This window comes from Kurthia populi, assembly GCF_042686175.1.
GTDB lineage: Bacteria > Bacillota > Bacilli > Bacillales_A > Planococcaceae > Kurthia > Kurthia populi.
Genome location: NZ_JBHUOR010000106.1, coordinates 1 through 16,633, shown reverse-complemented (window position 1 = coordinate 16,633; position 16,633 = coordinate 1). Strand labels below are relative to the sequence as shown.

Here is a 16,633-nt window from a genome sequence, read left to right as displayed (position 1 = left end):
GTAATTCCCAATTTATACATAAAAATAGAGAAGGTGATGTCAAATTCGACATCACCTTCTCTATTAAAGGCTGGAATTTTCACTTATGTCCCAGCCTCTTTTTTCTTGATTTTTTATTAGTTCGCTTCTCTAATCCCTTGGTAGTTTCAAAAGATTATCCTTTGATTTTCAATTTGGAGAAAATCGTATGTATTTTTGTTTCCAACACAACATGCTTTTGATTATTTAAACAGCACCTCTTTGCATTTTGATGAATGGCAATAGAGAACTTTTCCCAACTGGCACATTTGATACGCAAGTTACAGTTGCTCGGATCTCTTTTACTTGAACCCGAAGAGCCGCCTACGCTTCTAATGTTTCCCCTCTATACTTTGTTGTGTTGATGATGTATTCGTTATCTCCTGTTCGTTGAGCAATTGCTGTTGCATATGAAAAAAGCGTCCCTCCTTGAATCGTGATCGTATCTGATGGAACGGATAATTTCCCTTCAAGCTAGTGTGCAATGGCTTTTTCAGCTTTCATGGTGAGCCCTCCTATGCAAAACGAGCTGGCAGAACAACACTTGCTGTTGGCTCGAATGTGATAGTTTGTGTTTGGTCGTCAATTACTTTAACTGGAAATTCGCGCACCGATTTGCCATCGAGTGTAGCTTGCGAAAAGCTTACAACGTCCCCTACTGAAATTTATTCTAAAGAATCAATTGCGCTAAATGTTATTGCTGACCAACCTGTGATACCTTTAGTGTTTACCATTAACATAATAAAAATCCTCCTAAGATTAACTGTAGTTATATTTTGTAAGTGTAGAAATCTATATAGATGCTAAGATCTTCTTCGACTGCTTGTTCTGGAAATACGGACCAATCCATTCTTTTAATAGAGAGGGATAATCCATACTTCTCTAAGATATAAAGAAGTGAATCCTCAATCATTCGAAATACGCAGCCCGCCGTATTCCTCTTGAATTTTTTAGATAGTCTATTGAAGTATTCTGTGGGGACGTTGTACAACCTTACGAAGCAGGAAAATTTAGTGTCCGCTTCATTAACTTCTAACGTTTCCAATACCGTATGTGCTATACGCAAAGATTGCGAATATACATAGTCGAAAAATTTATCTGGGAATTCAAGTTCATGCGACACAGCCTAAACGCAAAGCTCTTTGGCTGCGCCAATCATCTTTAAGAAGTTGATTTGTGTGCGCACATAATGTGAATTCTCTAGGCCACCAGCTTCAAACCAGTCGTGCAAGCGTTTGTTGACATCTCTTGCAACGTATACCGGTACTTGCATCATCGCATCGTTTCAGTTCTTTTAGAATCATTTCATTTTTAATAGTCATTAGTAAATCCCTATTCAATAAAGAATGGAGCTTGTTTGTTCAATACTGTAATTAACTTTAGGCAGATGTTAGCAGTACTAGAATTATTGAAGTCTTTGTTCAAACCATTTACTTTGTTCTTTTTGCGACTCTACAAGCTCTTCATTTGATTCCAAACACCATGTAGTTAGGCCGAAAGAGATAGCCCAGATACATGCATAAAAGAAGTCATATGTAAGCAGATAGTAAATCGATTCAATGGCATTGTAGATATTGGTAGCCCACGTAAAGCGTTGAAGTAAGCGTGAGCCGTTAGATGATGTTGTCATGCAGTTCGCCCTCTGTTGAAACATTGGAGCAATTTATTGATGCTTCGATGGCATATGCTAAGCCATCGACGAATATTGTGCTGTCATGTAGCTCGAAAAAAAGTATTTTACCATATACTGAATAAATAAAATACGATACAATAGAGGTAATAACATAACGTGTATGAGCTGGTGCGTGTGAGAGCATGCTTAAAAGGGAAGCGCGGTGAAAATCCGCCACTGTCCCGCAACTGTGATTCGGAGTCTTTTATGATAAGCCACTGGGAAACTGGGAAGGCATAGAAGATGTGGATGAGAAGTCAGGAGACCTGCCAGTATCTAGTACACACCAAATGCCTACGTGGAAATAGGCGGTGTTTTGTGCGAAAGTATCGTGGTGTAAGATAGGCCACTTATTTGACTATGCATAAAAATCCAGCGCTATTTCTTTATTGAAATAGCGTTTTTTGTTTGGCTTATGTTAAATAAAAAATGAGGAGTTTTACAAATGAATGAAAACACGTATGTAGATCAATTTTGGACAATGATTTTAAACAACCAGGTAGCAGGTGTATATTCTACAATGCAGGATATGCAAGCGGAATTAGTTGACGACCATCCACAAGAGCAGCAATTGATTATGCAGGCTTATGAAATTGTACGCCGTGAGTTAGTAGGACGTAGTTAAATAAAAATGTACAAAAAGGAAGTAGACATGTTTTTTCTACTTCCTTTTTGCGTTCTTCTAGTAAGTTATTACAGAAATAAAGGAACTATTTAAAAGCCGTTGACGATAGATTTTATAGTGTGCTATAGTAATGGGAATTTCATACAGACTGTTTCAAGTTCTTCTCTCATTTAAATGACGTGGAAGGTTAAAAGGAAAATAGGTGTAATTCCTATGCTGTCTCGCAACTGTAAGTGATGTTTTCATCATAAGCCAGAATGCCTGCTTGTTACAAAGATTCATTGCAGAACTACGAAAGATAGGGAGATGGATGGCATGCTAATTTTGTCCTTATGACAGACTACATATTAAAACCATCCCCTACTTCAGGGGGTGGTTTTTTATTTCATAATAATGTTAGAGCGAAAAAATGATAAGGGGATTGACATGAAAAATAGATGGCAATGGATAGCACTATTATTCGTAGTAGGGCTTATAGCAGGATGTTCAACTAACACGACATCTAGTTCAAAAGATGAAAATACAAAAGCAACGAGTCAGCAGAATACACTAACATATGGATGGCCACTTGATGTAGGACCTTTAAATCCACATGCTTATTTACCAAATCAAATGACTGCACAAGCAATGGTTTATGATTCGCTTGTTTCGTATAATGACGACGGTACAATTGCACCAATGCTTGCGAAAAAATGGGCTATATCAGAAGATGGTAAACAATATACATTCTATTTACGTGAGGATGTAAAATTTTCGGATGGCTCTACATTTAATGCAGATAATGTTATTCGAAATGTGAATGCTATTATGAAACATAAAGATGATCATTCATGGATGGGATTAGTTCGCCACATTAAAGATTTCAAAAAAATCGACGACTATACAGTGAAATTACTATTGGACGAAGCCTATTATCCTGTATTAAATGAATTAGCATTTGTTCGACCATTTCGATTTTTAGGAGATGAAGGCTTCCCAGCTGGTGATGACACAGCAAAAGCGATAAAAAGCCCTATAGGGACAGGGCCGTGGGTATTAAAAACATATAAAAAAGACGAATATGCTATTTTTGAACGTAATGACTATTACTGGGGTGAAAAACCACCTGTTAAAGAAATTAAAATAAACGTTATACCAGATGCAGAATCAATTGCATTAGCATTTGAAAATAACGAATTAGATATGATTTACGGACGAGGCGTTATTAGTTTAGATAACTATGAGTATTTAAAAGCGCAAGGATACCATACGGAAATTTCTGAGCCGATGTCAACGCGTGCGTTATTATTTAATACACAATCAGGTCCATTAAAAGAACGTTCGGTTCGACAAGCTTTTCAATATGCGATAAATAAAATGCAAATGGTTGACAGTATTACAAATGGAACAGAAATGGTGGCAGATAAAATTTTCTGGAACAATATTCCATATGCGGATTTCGACCTAGAAACCATTTCTTATGATGTAGAAAAAGCAAAAAAATTATTAGATGAAGCGGGTTGGAAACTACCAAAGGGTGCGACAATTCGTGAGAAAAATGGACAAAAGCTTCAATTAGAATTGATGTATATTGCAACAGATGCTGTACAAAAACCAATGGCTGAATTAATGCAGGGGGAATTGGCTAAAGTAGGTATAGAGTTGACGCTGCAGGGCGCAGATGTCATGGTCGGACTTGAAAAATTAATGAATGATGAGACAGATATTAATTTTTGGCGTACAAATGGACCACCGACAGATCCACATAGTTTTATGAATGAATCATCGACACCTAATGCAAATGCAGTATATGAAGCAAAATTAGGATTAAAAGATCATAAAATATTGGATAAAAAAATGCAACAAATTTTAACAACAACGAATGAAAAACAACGCGCTACATTGTATAAAGATGTCTTAACAGAGCTTAATAAGGAAGCACTATTCTTCCCGCTATCATATGAAACAAATTTGGTCATTACACAACCGACGATGAAAAACTTTAAGCCAAGTTCATCAGAATATGATTTACCTTATCAACAAATGAAATTGAAATAATGAGTGCAAAATCCGTGATAATTCGCGGATTTTGTTTTTTATAAACGGGGAGATCATCATGAGGTATTACTTGTTTAAACGATTATGTAACATACCATTAACATTATTTTGTGTGTCTATATTGACCTTCTTATTGATTCGACTTGTTCCGGTAGAACCAGCAGAAGTTATGCTACGTATGGCTCACACAGCGCCAACTGAAGAATCATTAGACGCTATGCGTACGCGATTAGGAACAGATCAACCACTAATCATTCAATATGTGACGTGGATACGAGGTGTCATACAACTTGATTTTGGTACGTCATTTGTAAGTAAACAAGCTGTTGCAACAGACCTTTTTGCAAAACTTCCAGCGACAGCTCTATTAGCATGCGTATCTTTTTTATTAACGGTATTAATTAGCATTCCACTTGGCGTTATGAATGTGCTGACGAAATCGCGTTTACTTAAAATTGTAGGGCAATTTTTTGCACTCTGTTGTGTATCCGTACCGGTATTTTGGCTAGGCTTTTTATTTATTTATGTAGGCTCTTTGAAGTGGGGATTATTTCCATCTCATGGCATGGGCACATGGCAACATCTTTTTTTGCCAGCGTTAACATTAGCAATTCCAACGATAGGATTATTTAGTCAATTGATTCAACAAACAATAGTAGAGCTACAACAAACTTCGTTTATGCATTATGCACGTGTGCGAGGAGTGAAGAACAGAACGCTTATAAAATATTATGCGCAACATTTATTACTTCGTTTATTGCCGCTTCTAGTTGTAACATTTGGAAGTTTAATTGGTGGAGCTATTGTAGTTGAGCAAGTCTTTAGTTGGCCAGGTCTAGGACGCTACCTAATTGAATCTGTTATCAATCGGGATTATCCAGTTATCCAAGCGTATGTAATGATGATTGCTTGTTGTTATTGTGTGCTTACGTTGCTTGGGGATATTGCCCAACAAGCATTAGATCCATGTTTACGTTTGAAAGAGGTGTCTCGATGATTCAAAAAATAAGTTTAATTTTATTAGGATGTATTAGCATCATCGGTTTGTTGGCACCTTGGCTTGTTCCAAATGATCCGCTTTATGTAGATATTACGAAAAAATTAAGTGCACCTTCTGTAGCATACCCGCTTGGAACAGATCAATTAGGACGTTGTATTTTTTCTCGCTTGTTAATGGGAATTCGTTATTGTTTAGGTACGGGCGTTATAATTATGGGATTATCTGTTAGTGCGGCTTTACTAATTAGTTCTGTAGCTGTGTGCAAAGGTGGAAAGGTCGATAGTTGGTTCATCCGTATTTGTGATATGTTACTGGCTTTCCCTAATGTCGTTTTAGCATTTGCATTAGTTGGCATGCTTGGAGCAGGTTTGAAAAACATTATAATTGCCATAACTTTTGCACAAACCGTATATTATGCACGTATTTTCAGAAGTTGGTTATTAACAGTTAAACAACAAGATTATATAGCAGCAGCAAAGCTTAGTGGTACGAAAGGATTTTGGTTATTTAAGCGTCACTTATGGCCCAATATTAAGCATACATTGTGGACCTTTATAGCGCTTGATATGGGGAAGGTATTACTAGAAATATCTAGTTTTTCATTTATTGGGTTAGGTGTCCAAGCACCGACTCCTGAATGGGGCATGATGGTTAATGAAGGTAAACAATATATTCGCCAGTACCCTGAAATGACCTTATATCCTGGTCTTGCAATTATGAGTATTGTTGTGCTCTTTTATTTAAGTGGAAATGGTATGAGGAGGAATATAAGATGAGTGTTTTAGAGGTCAAGAATTTAACAATTCAAACCAGACAGAAAACAGTTGTATCTCAAGCCACTTTCTCAGTTGATGCTGGAATGATTTTAGGAATAATCGGTGAAAGTGGTAGCGGAAAATCGACACTTTGTAATGGCATAATGGGCTTGTTACCCCCATCTATGACGTGCGAAGGGGATGTTTTATATGATGGTAAAAAGATCGTAAGGGGACGAGATGTCTCAATGATTACACAGCATCCGATGAGTGCATTTAATCCGCTTCAAACAATTGGTCGACATTTTATTGAAACGCTCTGTGCCCACCATCCTTTATCGAAAAAAGAAGCTCATTTAAAAGCTCTAGAAGCACTAACATCTGTGCAGTTATCGAATGCTGAAGACGTAATGAAACGTTACCCTGTTGAGTTGTCCGGTGGAATGCTACAACGCGTTATGATTGCATTACAAATTGTGTTAGATGCGACACTCCTAATTGCGGATGAACCAACGACAGCGTTAGATACATTGAATCAGAAAGAAATTTTGCGTTTACTACGCCATCGAGCAGATGAAGCTGGAACAGCCATTATTATTGTGACACATGATTTAGGGGTTATTGCGGAAATAGCGGATACTGTTGTTGTAATGAAAGATGGAAAAATCGTTGAATATAATGATGTGTGGCGTTGTTTTGATGCACCACAACATCCTTATACAAAGCGTTTGATGGAGGCTAGAGGGTGAGCGTATTTGAAGCACATGATCTTTGTAAAAGTTATGCACAGCCGCGTCAAAAATTTTTGGGGAAAATGCCACGAAAAATGATTTTGAAGCAAGTTTCATTGTTTATTGAACAAGGAGAATGTGTGGCATTAATTGGTCCAAGTGGTTCTGGTAAAAGTACGTTAGCGAAGCTAATTGTGGGATTAGAAAAGGCAGATGCAGGTATGCTATCTTTTTGTGGCCAACAAGCAACCTCTTTTCAACCAGTATGGCAACAAGAGATACAATTAGTTTTTCAAAATCCCCAAGCCGCACTCAATCCGCAAATGACGATTTTTGAATGTATTGCAGAACCACTCCGTAATGCACATCAACAACAGATTGATGAAAAAGTACGCGCCTTATTAGAAGAAGTAGGGCTTTCATCAGAACTATTAACATGTTATCCAAGTGATTTAAGCGGTGGTCAACAACAACGTGTGATGATTGCACGAGCACTTAGCAGACAACCTAAATTACTCATTTTAGATGAAGCTGTAAGCAGTTTAGATATGATGATACGTCAACAAATATTTGTGTTACTAAAGCGATTGCAAGAGCAACGTGGGCTATCGTATTTATTCATTACGCATGATTTACGAAGCGTAGAAAAAATGGCGACCCGCTTTTATGTTTTATATGATGGAGAAATTGTAGAAGAAAATACTTCGATTCACACATTACAACATCCTTTTTCGAAGGCGTTATATGAGGCGATGTTGCCACTATATCCATCAAGAAAAAGGAGGGAATGCTATGCTAAATGAAGCGGAAATGGATGAGCTTCTACATGAGTGGGACGGAGAAGAGCCGTTATATCAGGAATTTGAATTGATTTGTGCATAGGGAAATGGAGAGGATGTTAGATGAAAAATTTGACGCTACAAGACATCATTAATAGAACGCATTCTAAAAAGGGTGCTTGGTCATTGACCGAGCACCCTTTGATGTCATTTATTCGAAATAAAAAAGGTCTTCAAATTTCATCTCCAGTGCGATGCATAAAATTAAGGCTAATTTTGCGGTAGGGTTGAATTGCCCCGTTTCGAGTGAACTGATTGTATTTCTTGAGACGCCGATTAGTTCGGCGAGCTCTCGTTGAGACATTTTTCTCTTTTTTCGTGCAGCGCGAATATGGTTTTTTAACAATAATTCCTCTTTATTCATTTCAATCAACTCCACTTATCAAGTTTGGAGGATGTACCCAACAATAAAAGTAATGCAAATGGCTGCATTTAAAATAGTCATATACAAATGACATCGTACTGACGAATGAATGCCGTCGTCAACTTGTGTAAGAAGTCCTCTCGCTGAAACGCCACTTTTTCACGCAAACGCGCCACTTTACGGCGTTGTTTTTGGTAGTTCATGCAGTCTCGTAAAACCCGGTTGTCTTTTTTCGCTTGTTCGTAACGGCGTGAAAGGTTTCGTTGCTCACGTTTTAACTTTTGTTCCATCTTAGCCGTAAAGCGTTGGTTATCCACTTTACGCCCATCTGAAAGAATCGCGAAATCGGTGATGCCTAAATCAATGCCAATTGCTTGATGTGTTTTTGGCAGGGGGTGAAATTTGGGGACCTCGCACGTAATGGACACCGAGAAACAACCACTCGCGTGATAATGATTCTAAAAGACATATCATAATATTAATAAATTATTCATCTTTTATTTGACTAAGCATTTTTTATTATAAAAAAGGTTTTTAGGAGGAAAGATAGGGAAACAGAATACTGTAATTAGTTTCCAATAATTACAAAACAATTCTTTCTGGAGGGTATTACATGAAAAAATTAAGCAAGTGGGCAATTGCAACAGCACTCACAACTTCAGCATTTGGATTAAGCTATGCGGCAGCACCATCATCTGCAACACAAGCACAGGCAGCGACGGTGAAATATTCGCAGGTGGACCATCTAAATATCCGTACAAGTGCAAGTACGAAAGCAAAAGTAGTTGGGCAATATAAAAAGAATAGTAAGGTAACGGTTATTAAAAGCTTTAATTCAAAATGGTATCAAGTATCTTACAAAGGCTTAAAACGCTATGTAAGTAAAGCTTATGTGAAAAAACTTCCTGTGGCAGTAGCACTTGGCTACGTAAAAACAGGTGGTGCGAATTTAAATATTCGTTCAGGTCCGAGCACAAAATATAAAGTAATTGGAAGCTATAAAGACGGCAAATTAATTTCATTAACAAGCTATGATAATGCAAAATGGTATCAAGTTGTGTACAAAGGGAAAATCGGCTATATTTCCGCTAAATATGTAAATGGACCATTTGGTGGCATGTAATAGAGTAGTAGGCCTTCAACAGTTGATTGTTGAAGGTCTTTTTTTGAGGAATGAAAAAACCCCTTTGCAAGAAAGGGGTGGAAATAATCTAGTATTGATTGTGTGCGGTCAGAAAGTGCAAAATATCATCTTCCTGTACGGTGTTCACAGCGACTTTATTGCGCTGGATTTTCCCGCATCGGAGGCACTTATGGACAAGCTAATACCCTTTTTTACGGTTTAAAATAATTTCTTGCTAAATCAATGGCGCCAAGCTCATCAGCAGGTAGCTCTTCTTGTGGATAAATGGCCTCGACTGGGCACACCGTTTCGCAGGCGCCGCAGTCAATACACACATCTGGGTCAATGACATACTGCATACCGGCAAGGACAATGCAATCAACCGGGCATGCAGCAAGGCAGGTGGCAGCTTTTTCATTTTGACAAGCACTCGTAATTACAAAAGCCATGTTACGCACCTCCTAAAGAATGTAGCACGTCATGCGGTGTATTGGCATAGTAGTCTGCATTTGTTTGCTGCAAGAAAGCGCGTAGTAATTCCTTGGAACGGGCATCCATATGCGCAATTATCGTTTTGCCTTTCATCGCGTGGTCTAAAAAATTTACTTGCTCCGGTAAGGATTTGTAGCCAAGTTTAATGCGGTGCTCGGACTTGGCTACGCGGACTTCACTTGCTGTAATCGCATGATAATAAGGACCTTTGTCATTCACTTCCATTGCCATCCAAACAATCCAGTACGCATAATATTCTTCGGTGGCATGAGCTTTATCTGGTGAAAAGCGCACCTTTTTTTCAATCTGGCTACGACCATGTAAGGCGTCAATATCGATGTAAGCCTCGTCCTTATCACAGTCGATAATGATTGGTGTGATATTGTTTAAATCAATGACCCCAATACCAAAGCCACCATCTTCATCCGTCGAATCGTTTTTTAAAATTGCAAATGCCATCTTTTTCATGTATCTTGCGCCTCCTTTAGCCTTCTGTTACTACCAACATAGCATGCTGTTAATATGCTTTCTTCGGTCATAGGAATGAAGGTTTCAAAGTTCATTCAAAAGGCTGAAAGAGTGGAGCGGTGAGTGTACACTTGCACATTTCGTTGAAAAGAAATGCGAAAATTGTCATCGAAGTAAGTATGACGCTACTAGCTGTGGTACCATTAATAGAGGTAATGTTTATGTAGCTTGTCATGACATATAAAAGTTGCAGGCATTTGTGGAGGTAGAACATGGAGCTTGTTCATGAGTTAATTTCCCAATATGGGTATCTGATTGTTTTTGTTAATTTGATTTTAGGTCTTGTGGGCATCCCTGTGCCAGATGAAATACTGCTACTGGCGGTTGGCTATTTGACGAAGTTTGGATCACTTCATTATGGCTATGCACTGATTATTAGCTTCGCGGGCGCGTTTTCGGGAATGTTTATTAGTTTTGTTGTTGGCAAAAAGGCGGGGCAGCCCCTTACAAGAAAGTTGTCAAAATGGCTTAGAGTAAAAGAAAAATCGAAAAAAAGAGTCAAGAAATTTATGGCAAAATATGGTCATCTCTCGATTTTAATTGGTTGCTTTATTCCAGGCTTCCGTCAGATTATTAGTTATTTTTGCGGCACATCGAATATGAAAATGAGCGTTTATACAATGTATACGAGTATTGGTGCCTTTTCATGGTGCTTAGTTTTTATTACAGTGGGTCGTCTGATTGGTCACTTATGAGCTTCTGAGACTTTATTGGCGCTAGTAGATTATTGGTTCGTAACAAAAAGAAGGCATTCATGTGCTCACATGATGCCTTCTTTTTTATGCCTATTTTTTCGCCTACGCATTCATTTTAGCAAAGGCAACTAGTTTGCCTTTATCACAAGATGTAAAGCCATTTTTTTCATAAAAATGACGTACATCTGGCGCTTCTTCTGTCAATAATACATGCTGGCGTACATGGTTGTATTTTTCAAGCGTAAGCTGTAATAAATGCGTCGCGATGCCTTCGTTTTGATGGCTCGTTAACACTAAAATATCCTGAATGTAAAGAATTGTTAAGCCATCACCAATGACACGTACAAGGCCAATCAGTTTATCTTCTTGCCATGCTGAGAAGATGGCGAGTGATTGACGACAAGCCTGCTGTAATAAGTCAAGGTCGCGTGTGTAAGCTGTCCAGCCAACATCGCTGTATAAGGCTTCTAGCTGGTTAACTGGAATATTTTTATCTTCTTTTACTATAAAATTCATTGATTTTCCTCCTCTTTCATTATGCTGTAGAGGAGTTAGCGTAATTTCACCATCAGTAAGACCACCTTTTTTAAAGTTGTCCTTAGTTTAATTGGAAAATTTAAACATGTCAATGCTAGTTAAACAACGCCGTTAGCATTGATGGCAAGGTCGCATAATCCGTTAGTACAGCGTCCGCTTCTATCGTTTTTTGCTGCGCGTCTGTTTTCAAAATGCCCTTCATACCTACCTGTTTTGCGGCCTGCACATCATTTAGCGGATGGTCGCCAATAAAAACACTTTCTAAAGGCGTGACATGTAGCTTTTCAAGCGCGCGTAAAAAAATGGCGGGATTCGGCTTTTTAATGCCTTGAGACTCTGATATGAGGATAACGTCAAAATAATGTGCAATACCGAGTGCCTGAATATTCGCTAGCTGAAAATCATGATAGCCGTTCGTAATAATACCGAGTGCGATTTGCTGTTGTGTGAGATGATACAGCATATCTTCAAGGTGAGGAAAGGCGATGCAGTGACGCGGAAAATTGGCTACATAATCTGCCCGTAACATCTGCCATGTAAGCGTAGAAGGGGGTAGTTCACTGAGAAGCTGCTGATATACGCGGTCTTTCCATACATAGCCGTGGTTGTCGAGCTCGATAAAACGCGTGCAATAGCGCTCCTTTGAAACAGCCTTTAATGCATCGAAGCGGTCATATTGGGCATCGATACGAATTTTTCGTGCAGTGTTGGAAAAAATGAAAAGTATTTGGCGCGCTATGTATCAAAGGAATGGTGGTCACGCCTCATAGCAACGTATCAGGACCCGCTTCATACGAAGGAAGCGCTTGAGATCATGATGACATTATTTGAGGAAGTTGCTGCGCAGGTGGCGGAAAAATTAGCCTTTTCTTATGACGCACAGGAATTTTCTGCGGTGCGATGTTATGTGATGGATGTTTTGAAAAGATAATGATGTCCGTAAAACGTCACATCGTCAATGGGACGTTTTTTATATTCATTTAATATGCATGTTATGTAACTAGTTACACACGGGTTTTTTGCTGACAAAATTCGACTTCATTCTTCATTTTACGCTATTTTGAACTATTAATACGTAGTAAAAAGGGATTTTTATGCTATATATTGCAGAATAATATATGTGTAACATTGTATATATATAATTTATATATGATAAATATGTATTTAAGCGTATATGTGTTATAAATGAATGAATAAGGAGTTACAGCATGAAAGCAGAAAAACTATTTTTGATTCTGGGCATTCTTGGCTACGGCTTATTTATTGTATTATTCAATGGGCTTAGCATTACAAGCTTGACGATGCGTTTTGCATCAACACAGCCCGTGGAGAATTATGAGCTTTTCTTTTTTGGTATTAAAACCATTTTTATTTTTATTGTGCCGTTGATTTTAACAATCATTGCGATAAAGGGCTATAAAAAAGTAGATACAGAAGGTTTATCTAAAAAATGGGGAGTTTATTTTACAATCTCTGGCTTCTTAGGAAATCTATTTACGATGATTGCGGGCATTATCGTTCTTATGAAACAAGGAAATCAACCCGTATTAGCAGGTGTAGACGCTATGGAATCTATCAATGAACAGCCAGAACCCGTGGAGCAAGCACATGAAAAAACAGAGGATACGACAGAAAAAACAGGTGTGACGTATAATCTTTTAGGCTTTCCGCATTTTGAAGGCGATGCAACAAAGTTTAGCGCACATCTACCAAAAGAGCTCTATCATGCGACCGATTTAATGCAAGCACAGGCCTGCGTTGAACAACTACAGCAAGCGCTTGATTCAGGTGAGCTATCAAAGGATATTTTTACTGCGCGTCAGTTAGCGGATATCCAACAAGGAAAATTGAAAATTCACGAATTAGTGTGGCATCATCATGAGGTCTCAGGAAAAATGGAGCTCGTTAGTTCCGCTTTTCATACAGTTCCACATGTCGGTGGACGTATTATATGGGGCCATAAAGAACAGCCTGTTGAGCCGCAGTATTCTGATGAAACCGTGTCCTTTATTGATTCAAATGACGAAGTACCAATTGCGTCAGTTAGAGAGATTGAGCAGGACTTAGTTGTTCATTTACCAGAAATGTTTAAAGTAGTATTTTCAAAACATCATGTTTCCAATCTTTCTCTTTATCGCTTCCAGGTAAATGGCTATGAACGTGTATTTGGTAATTTTTTATCAGTCAAGGGAAATGAAAGCATCATGCTCTTTATGTATAGACTGGCAGGACCTCGTATCCTTCCGGCAGGGATTGTACCATTTGCGATTGACCCATTTGGTAATTTAATATGTTTCTGTTACACTTCAGAGGAGGATATACATCCACAGATTGTCTTTTGGCGACACGAGGAAGCGGTGCCAGAGGAGTATTTATTAGAAGACTTTGATAATGATCTAGAGGCAGTGGAATTATTTATGAGACGCAATAATTTATCATTTGTCGCAAAAGATTTTGATACGTTTATCAGTTTATTATATTAATAAAAACGAGCAATCATCACAAAATGGTTGCTCGTTTTTTATTGGAATAAACTATTGTTTCATTGTAAAATAATGGAGAAAAGAATGGGGGCGACAAAATGATTCCGTTAGTATATGATGTGCTCAATCGCTGGGCAAAAGATGATGATTTTTTTAGTGGACTTGTAAAACGCTATGAACCAGAAACGATGGCTGACCTTGGTTGTGGGACAGGCCGATTGACTTTACGCTTTGCAGAAGATTCGAAAGTGATTGGCATTGATCCAAACGAGGAGGCATTGGCTGTTGCACAAACAAAGCCACATGCAGAAAACGTCACATGGCGTGTGGGCGATAGTACGACGCTTGAAACAGCGGCGTATGATTTGGTCGTAATGACAGCTAATGTATCGCAAGTATTTTTAACGGATGAAGCCTGGCAGCAGGTCGTAGAAGATGCATATCGTTCACTGAAGCCAGGTGGTCGCTTCGTATTTGATACGCGAAATCCTACTGTGCGTATATGGGAGCAGTGGATGCGTGATAGCTCACCAGATATCGCGCATGTAAATGACAAAACCTATGAGGTTCATACAACATATGGCGGCTATAAAAATGAGATTTTTTCATTTAATGAAGCGGTATTTGATGGAGAGCAGGAAATTGAATCCGTTGATTTACACTTGCGGTTTCGTCCAATTGATGTGTGGCAAGCATCACTAGAGGAAGTAGGTTTTCATGTAGAAGTGTACGGTGATTTCACTTGGCGTACCGCAGATAGCCATTCAGAAAATGTTGTCTTTATTGCACAAAAAACGTTATAGCGTAAAAGGATTCCGTTTTGGAGTCCTTTTTTGTTTCCATTAAAGTGACTGCTAACAATTTGAATCGAGTGATTGCGAATGGCCGATCACCCCAAGGAGCGTGTTTTAGCTACGACATATTTTTAAATAAGTGCAAGGCATAAGTGAAATGACCTGTATTTGTGTTAGTCATTTGCTTTTAAGGATTAGTATCGCAAATCATTATTATATATTTGGCGATAGTTACAATTATTTTGTCTGAAGAGCTAGTAAAAAGCATCCTTTACGGCGTCTCTAGCGGGTGTTTTTTGCCCGTTTTTGCACTTTTAAGGGGCTTTTTCACACGAAGGATATGGCGATTAGCGGACGAAATTGTCTGATTGTCGTTTTTTCAATAAATTTTATTATGCGAGCGAATTTTGCTTTTTGAAGTGAAAAAAAGGGGCTGCTTTTTGCTCGAAATGGCCCCTTAGAGCCGCTGGTTTAGCATAAAAATCCCTTTTTCGGGAATCAAAAATAGTTATTATTTGCTTGCGTGTCGCAAAATAACTGTTTTTGTTGACGGATTATGCAAAATCATTAATAAAAGCTGCTCGTTTCATCAGACAATAGTTGTGCGTTGGCACTTATTTTTGAATATGTTGTATTCAAAACCCGCTTCTTGAGAGAATGAGCGATTTCTAATCATTCATTTGCTGCTATGTAATTTTGTCATACAAATAATGCTGAAAATTTTTAGAAAACGGATAGGCTGTCGCTTGACGAGTGAAATGGACTGAAATACTGCTTAAACGCATTAGAATTTGCTTTAAACGATGAAGTTGTTTGGGAATAGTGCTTTTTTTATTTAATAGAAATCGCAAATCGACTAATTAAAAATGTCTAAAAAATAACGGTAAAAATAGACAACTAACATGACATGACATTTGTCACTATAGGAAAACGCTTTCAGAAAATATCATGGAGTTATCTAGAGAATATGAGGAGTTACTGAAATGAAAATTGCTTGGATTACAGATACAGCTGCCTTCTTGAGCGCACAATTTATTAAAGACCACGCCATTCACGTCTTGCCACTGAACGTTGTTTTTGAAGAGGGCGCCTTGCGTGAAACCATTGATATGACGGAGCAGCAGTTTTATGAGAAATTACGTACAGCAGCAAAGCATCCGAAAACATCACAGCCGAGCTTTGGAGAACATGTGGCATTATACGAACAATTAAAGGCGGAGGGCTACGATTGTGCGATTGCGGTTCACACATCAGCGAAGCAATCAGGTACTTTTGCGAGCGCGACGATGGCTGCTGAGCAGGCTGGATTTAAAACATATCCAATCAATGCAAAAATTGGCTCGTACCCAATGCAGCGTATGCTTGAGTATGGTATAGAGCTTGCGGCAGCAGGTAAATCTCCTGAGGCCATTGTGTCATTGATTGAGGAGATGGTGACTCGCTCGGAGCTCGCGTTTATTCCAGCGAGCTTAGAAAATTTGCATAAGAGTGGTCGTGTGTCAGGGACAGCGATGTTTTTAAGCAATTTATTAAATATGAAATTAGTTATTGCGTATGATGATGAGGGTGTATGCAATGTTATCCATAAAGTACGTGCGACAAAGCGTGCGAAAAAAGCCGTTATGGAAAAATTAGATGCGGCGATTGCGAAGTCAGATGTAAAAGACGTAGCGATTATTCATTGCAACAATGATGAAGAAGTAACGAAATGGCAAAGTGAGCTTGAAGCGAGCTATCCAGCCATTCATTTTATGAAAACACCATTATCAGCAGCAGTAGGTGTTCATGCAGGCGAAGGTACGATTGGTCTTGCGTGGGTACGAGAATAGCGTTGTAAAGAGGCTGGGACAAAACCCTAGCTAAAGAAAGGACTTCGGCAAATGAAGATGCCGAAGTCCTTTTTATCTGTAATTTTTTTGTTTTTGTATAGAATAAAAAGA

Annotated in this window: 20 protein-coding genes, 1 pseudogene and 2 riboswitches; of the genes and pseudogenes, 13 read left to right on the top strand and 8 right to left on the bottom strand. The window is 38.5% G+C overall.

Annotation, left to right across the window (positions count from 1 at the left end; genetic code table 11):
* Positions 1 to 1,144: 1,144 nt before the first annotated feature.
* Together ACFSY7_RS12150 and ACFSY7_RS12145 are read right to left on the bottom strand one after the other, a co-directional pair.
* A complete protein-coding gene (locus ACFSY7_RS12150; protein WP_380148022.1) occupies positions 1,145 to 1,294 on the bottom strand; it encodes a DUF6877 family protein in 150 nt (49 codons plus the stop codon).
* A gap of 129 nt (positions 1,295 to 1,423) precedes the next feature.
* On the bottom strand, positions 1,424 to 1,648 hold the full coding sequence (locus ACFSY7_RS12145) for a hypothetical protein (protein WP_380148021.1): 225 nt from the start codon (positions 1,646 to 1,648) through the stop codon (positions 1,424 to 1,426).
* An 11-nt stretch (positions 1,649 to 1,659) separates the two neighbouring features.
* Between ACFSY7_RS12145 and ACFSY7_RS12140 the strand changes: the two are divergent.
* The 7 genes and pseudogenes from ACFSY7_RS12140 to ACFSY7_RS12110 form a co-directional block, all read left to right on the top strand.
* A pseudogene (locus tag ACFSY7_RS12140) lies at positions 1,660 to 1,773 on the top strand (AsnC family transcriptional regulator); the annotation flags it as partial.
* A gap of 27 nt (positions 1,774 to 1,800) precedes the next feature.
* Positions 1,801 to 1,978: riboswitch (cobalamin riboswitch) on the top strand.
* 157 nt (positions 1,979 to 2,135) lie between these two features.
* Positions 2,136 to 2,315 carry a hypothetical protein gene (locus tag ACFSY7_RS12135; RefSeq protein WP_139994240.1) on the top strand — a complete coding sequence of 60 codons (180 nt, stop codon included), beginning with the start codon at positions 2,136 to 2,138 and terminating at the stop codon, positions 2,313 to 2,315.
* A gap of 138 nt (positions 2,316 to 2,453) precedes the next feature.
* Positions 2,454 to 2,598, top strand: a riboswitch (cobalamin riboswitch).
* Positions 2,599 to 2,741: 143 nt separating this feature from the next.
* Complete coding sequence (gene nikA / locus ACFSY7_RS12130; RefSeq protein ID WP_380148020.1) at positions 2,742 to 4,352, top strand: nickel ABC transporter substrate-binding protein; 1,611 nt, start codon at positions 2,742 to 2,744, stop codon at positions 4,350 to 4,352.
* Positions 4,353 to 4,410: 58 nt separating this feature from the next.
* Positions 4,411 to 5,349: an ABC transporter permease gene (locus tag ACFSY7_RS12125; RefSeq protein ID WP_380148019.1), complete on the top strand. Its 939-nt coding sequence runs from the start codon at positions 4,411 to 4,413 to the stop codon at positions 5,347 to 5,349.
* Positions 5,346 to 6,128, top strand: coding sequence for an ABC transporter permease subunit (locus tag ACFSY7_RS12120; RefSeq protein WP_380148018.1), 783 nt, complete (start codon positions 5,346 to 5,348; stop codon positions 6,126 to 6,128). Before ACFSY7_RS12125 ends, ACFSY7_RS12120 begins: the two co-directional genes overlap by 4 nt.
* The gene (locus tag ACFSY7_RS12115; protein WP_380148017.1) at positions 6,125 to 6,856 is read left to right on the top strand and encodes an ABC transporter ATP-binding protein; all 732 of its coding nucleotides are present in this window, start codon (positions 6,125 to 6,127) and stop codon (positions 6,854 to 6,856) included. The genes ACFSY7_RS12120 and ACFSY7_RS12115 overlap by 4 nt, the downstream gene beginning before the upstream one ends.
* The gene (locus ACFSY7_RS12110; RefSeq protein WP_380148016.1) at positions 6,853 to 7,641 is read left to right on the top strand and encodes an ABC transporter ATP-binding protein; all 789 of its coding nucleotides are present in this window, start codon (positions 6,853 to 6,855) and stop codon (positions 7,639 to 7,641) included. The genes ACFSY7_RS12115 and ACFSY7_RS12110 overlap by 4 nt, the downstream gene beginning before the upstream one ends.
* A 187-nt stretch (positions 7,642 to 7,828) precedes the next feature.
* Here ACFSY7_RS12110 and ACFSY7_RS12105 read toward each other — a convergent pair whose 3' ends face one another.
* Complete coding sequence (locus ACFSY7_RS12105; protein ID WP_126991583.1) at positions 7,829 to 8,041, bottom strand: helix-turn-helix transcriptional regulator; 213 nt, start codon at positions 8,039 to 8,041, stop codon at positions 7,829 to 7,831.
* 77 nt (positions 8,042 to 8,118) lie between these two features.
* Positions 8,119 to 8,469: an RNA-guided endonuclease InsQ/TnpB family protein gene (locus tag ACFSY7_RS12100; RefSeq protein WP_380148015.1), complete on the bottom strand. Its 351-nt coding sequence runs from the start codon at positions 8,467 to 8,469 to the stop codon at positions 8,119 to 8,121.
* 185 nt (positions 8,470 to 8,654) lie between these two features.
* Here ACFSY7_RS12100 and ACFSY7_RS12095 point away from each other — a divergent pair, with 185 nt between their 5' ends.
* Entirely contained in the window at positions 8,655 to 9,164 is a 510-nt protein-coding gene (locus ACFSY7_RS12095) for an SH3 domain-containing protein (RefSeq protein ID WP_380148014.1), read from the top strand.
* A 212-nt stretch (positions 9,165 to 9,376) separates the two neighbouring features.
* Here the strand turns inward: ACFSY7_RS12095 and ACFSY7_RS12090 are convergent, their stop codons facing one another.
* Together ACFSY7_RS12090 and ACFSY7_RS12085 are read right to left on the bottom strand one after the other, a co-directional pair.
* Complete coding sequence (locus ACFSY7_RS12090; RefSeq protein WP_380148013.1) at positions 9,377 to 9,613, bottom strand: indolepyruvate ferredoxin oxidoreductase subunit alpha; 237 nt, start codon at positions 9,611 to 9,613, stop codon at positions 9,377 to 9,379.
* Between the two features lies 1 nt (position 9,614).
* A complete protein-coding gene (locus tag ACFSY7_RS12085; protein ID WP_380148012.1) occupies positions 9,615 to 10,124 on the bottom strand; it encodes a YwhD family protein in 510 nt (169 codons plus the stop codon).
* Positions 10,125 to 10,396: 272 nt separating this feature from the next.
* Between ACFSY7_RS12085 and ACFSY7_RS12080 the strand changes: the two genes are divergently transcribed.
* A complete protein-coding gene (locus ACFSY7_RS12080; protein WP_126991588.1) occupies positions 10,397 to 10,879 on the top strand; it encodes a DedA family protein in 483 nt (160 codons plus the stop codon).
* Positions 10,880 to 10,981: 102 nt separating this feature from the next.
* Here ACFSY7_RS12080 and ACFSY7_RS12075 read toward each other — a convergent pair whose 3' ends face one another.
* Together ACFSY7_RS12075 and ACFSY7_RS12070 are read right to left on the bottom strand one after the other, a co-directional pair.
* Positions 10,982 to 11,395 carry a GNAT family N-acetyltransferase gene (locus ACFSY7_RS12075; protein ID WP_380148011.1) on the bottom strand — a complete coding sequence of 138 codons (414 nt, stop codon included), beginning with the start codon at positions 11,393 to 11,395 and terminating at the stop codon, positions 10,982 to 10,984.
* 115 nt (positions 11,396 to 11,510) lie between these two features.
* Entirely contained in the window at positions 11,511 to 12,104 is a 594-nt protein-coding gene (locus tag ACFSY7_RS12070; protein ID WP_380148023.1) for an HAD family hydrolase, read from the bottom strand.
* Here ACFSY7_RS12070 and ACFSY7_RS12065 point away from each other — a divergent pair.
* The 4 genes from ACFSY7_RS12065 (at position 12,093) to ACFSY7_RS12050 (ending at position 16,522) form a co-directional block, all read left to right on the top strand.
* Positions 12,093 to 12,347, top strand: coding sequence for an aminoglycoside 6-adenylyltransferase (locus ACFSY7_RS12065; RefSeq protein WP_380148010.1), 255 nt, complete (start codon positions 12,093 to 12,095; stop codon positions 12,345 to 12,347). The genes ACFSY7_RS12070 and ACFSY7_RS12065 overlap by 12 nt on opposite strands.
* A gap of 277 nt (positions 12,348 to 12,624) precedes the next feature.
* Positions 12,625 to 13,899 carry an HNH endonuclease gene (locus ACFSY7_RS12060; protein ID WP_380148009.1) on the top strand — a complete coding sequence of 425 codons (1,275 nt, stop codon included), beginning with the start codon at positions 12,625 to 12,627 and terminating at the stop codon, positions 13,897 to 13,899.
* 98 nt (positions 13,900 to 13,997) lie between these two features.
* Complete coding sequence (locus ACFSY7_RS12055) at positions 13,998 to 14,702, top strand: class I SAM-dependent methyltransferase (protein WP_380148008.1); 705 nt, start codon at positions 13,998 to 14,000, stop codon at positions 14,700 to 14,702.
* A gap of 974 nt (positions 14,703 to 15,676) precedes the next feature.
* The gene (locus tag ACFSY7_RS12050; RefSeq protein ID WP_126991596.1) at positions 15,677 to 16,522 is read left to right on the top strand and encodes a DegV family protein; all 846 of its coding nucleotides are present in this window, start codon (positions 15,677 to 15,679) and stop codon (positions 16,520 to 16,522) included.
* Positions 16,523 to 16,633: the final 111 nt, after the last annotated feature.